This is a genomic window from Enterobacter cloacae complex sp. GF14B (genome assembly GCF_004136805.1).
In the GTDB taxonomy this organism is placed as follows: Bacteria; Pseudomonadota; Gammaproteobacteria; order Enterobacterales; family Enterobacteriaceae; genus Enterobacter; species Enterobacter hormaechei_C.
The window spans coordinates 1-2,984 of sequence record NZ_QFRV01000145.1 but is presented as its reverse complement, the minus strand read 5'-3'; the positions used below and the strand labels follow the sequence as shown (position 1 = coordinate 2,984).

Below are 2,984 nucleotides of genomic sequence, written 5' to 3'. Positions count from 1 at the left end.
CTTCGGCGTTGTAAGGTTAAGCCTCACGGTTCATTAGTATCGGTTAGCTCAACGCATCGCTGCGCTTACACACCCGACCTATCAACGTCGTCGTCTTCAACGTTCCTTCAGGAGACTCAAGGTCTCAGGGAGAACTCATCTCGGGGCAAGTTTCGTGCTTAGATGCTTTCAGCACTTATCTCTTCCGCATTTAGCTACCGGGCAGTGCCATTGGCATGACAACCCGAACACCAGTGATGCGTCCACTCCGGTCCTCTCGTACTAGGAGCAGCCCCCCTCAATTCTCCAGCGCCCACGGCAGATAGGGACCGAACTGTCTCACGACGTTCTAAACCCAGCTCGCGTACCACTTTAAATGGCGAACAGCCATACCCTTGGGACCTACTTCAGCCCCAGGATGTGATGAGCCGACATCGAGGTGCCAAACACCGCCGTCGATATGAACTCTTGGGCGGTATCAGCCTGTTATCCCCGGAGTACCTTTTATCCGTTGAGCGATGGCCCTTCCATTCAGAACCACCGGATCACTATGACCTGCTTTCGCACCTGCTCGCGCCGTCACGCTCGCAGTCAAGCTGGCTTATGCCATTGCACTAACCTCCTGATGTCCGACCAGGATTAGCCAACCTTCGTGCTCCTCCGTTACTCTTTGGGAGGAGACCGCCCCAGTCAAACTACCCACCAGACACTGTCCGCAACCCGGATAACGGGTCTACGTTAGAACACCAGCCATTAAAGGGTGGTATTTCAAGGACGGCTCCACGCAGACTGGCGTCCACGCTTCAAAGCCTCCCACCTATCCTACACATCAAGGACCAGTGTTCAGTGTCAAGCTATAGTAAAGGTTCACGGGGTCTTTCCGTCTTGCCGCGGGTACACTGCATCTTCACAGCGAGTTCAATTTCACTGAGTCTCGGGTGGAGACAGCCTGGCCATCATTACGCCATTCGTGCAGGTCGGAACTTACCCGACAAGGAATTTCGCTACCTTAGGACCGTTATAGTTACGGCCGCCGTTTACCGGGGCTTCGATCAAGAGCTTCGCGTTGCCGCTAACCCCATCAATTAACCTTCCGGCACCGGGCAGGCGTCACACCGTATACGTCCACTTTCGTGTTTGCACAGTGCTGTGTTTTTAATAAACAGTTGCAGCCAGCTGGTATCTTCGACTGATTTCAGCTCCGTCCGCAGGGACTTCACCTACATATCAGCGTGCCTTCTCCCGAAGTTACGGCACCATTTTGCCTAGTTCCTTCACCCGAGTTCTCTCAAGCGCCTTGGTATTCTCTACCTGACCACCTGTGTCGGTTTGGGGTACGATTTCGTGTTACCTGATGCTTAGAGGCTTTTCCTGGAAGCAGGGCATTTATCACTTCAGCACCGTAGTGCCTCGTCATCACACCTCAGCGTTAATAAGGTACCGGATTTACCTGGAACCTCCGCCTACATGCTTAAACCGGGACAACCGTCGCCCGGCTGACATAGCCTTCTCCGTCCCCCCTTCGCAGTAACACCAAGTACAGGAATATTAACCTGTTTCCCATCGACTACGCCTTTCGGCCTCGCCTTAGGGGTCGACTCACCCTGCCCCGATTAACGTTGGACAGGAACCCTTGGTCTTCCGGCGAGCGGGCTTTTCACCCGCTTTATCGTTACTTATGTCAGCATTCGCACTTCTGATACCTCCAGCATGCCTCACAGCACACCTTCAACGGCTTACAGAACGCTCCCCTACCCAACAACGCATAAGCGTCGCTGCCGCAGCTTCGGTGCATGGTTTAGCCCCGTTACATCTTCCGCGCAGGCCGACTCGACCAGTGAGCTATTACGCTTTCTTTAAATGATGGCTGCTTCTAAGCCAACATCCTGGCTGTCTGTGCCTTCCCACATCGTTTCCCACTTAACCATGACTTTGGGACCTTAGCTGGCGGTCTGGGTTGTTTCCCTCTTCACGACGGACGTTAGCACCCGCCGTGTGTCTCCCGTGATAACATTCTTCGGTATTCGTAGTTTGCATCGGGTTGGTAAGCCGGGATGGCCCCCTAGCCGAAACAGTGCTCTACCCCCGAAGATGAGTTCACGAGGCGCTACCTAAATAGCTTTCGGGGAGAACCAGCTATCTCCCGGTTTGATTGGCCTTTCACCCCCAGCCACAGGTCATCCGCTAATTTTTCAACATTAGTCGGTTCGGTCCTCCAGTTAGTGTTACCCAACCTTCAACCTGCCCATGGCTAGATCACCGGGTTTCGGGTCTATACCCTGCAACTTAACGCCCAGTTAAGACTCGGTTTCCCTTCGGCTCCCCTATACGGTTAACCTTGCTACAGAATATAAGTCGCTGACCCATTATACAAAAGGTACGCAGTCACACCCGAAGGTGCTCCCACTGCTTGTACGTACACGGTTTCAGGTTCTTTTTCACTCCCCTCGCCGGGGTTCTTTTCGCCTTTCCCTCACGGTACTGGTTCACTATCGGTCAGTCAGGAGTATTTAGCCTTGGAGGATGGTCCCCCCATATTCAGACAGGATACCACGTGTCCCGCCCTACTCTTCGAGTTCACAACCTGTGCATTTTCGTGTACGGGACTATCACCCTGTACCGTCGGACTTTCCAGACCGTTCCACTAACACACAAGCTGATTCAGACTCCGGGCTGCTCCCCGTTCGCTCGCCGCTACTGGGGGAATCTCGGTTGATTTCTTTTCCTCGGGGTACTTAGATGTTTCAGTTCCCCCGGTTCGCCTCGTTAACCTATGTATTCAGTTAACGATAGTGTGTCGGAACACACTGGGTTTCCCCATTCGGACATCGCCGGGTCAAAGGTTCATATCACCTCGCCGGCGCTTTTCGCAGATTAGCACGTCCTTCATCGCCTCTGACTGCCAGGGCATCCACCGTGTACGCTTAGTCGCTTAACCTCACAACCCGAAGATGTTTCACTTCTGGTTGCGAAAATTTGAGAGACTCGAACACACATGAGCTGTG

Annotated in this window: 1 rRNA gene; it reads right to left on the bottom strand. The window is 53.5% G+C overall.

What is annotated here, in order from left to right:
* Positions 1–12 precede the first annotated feature (12 nt).
* Positions 13–2,917, bottom strand: a 23S ribosomal RNA gene (locus DD606_RS23670).
* Positions 2,918–2,984: the final 67 nt, after the last annotated feature.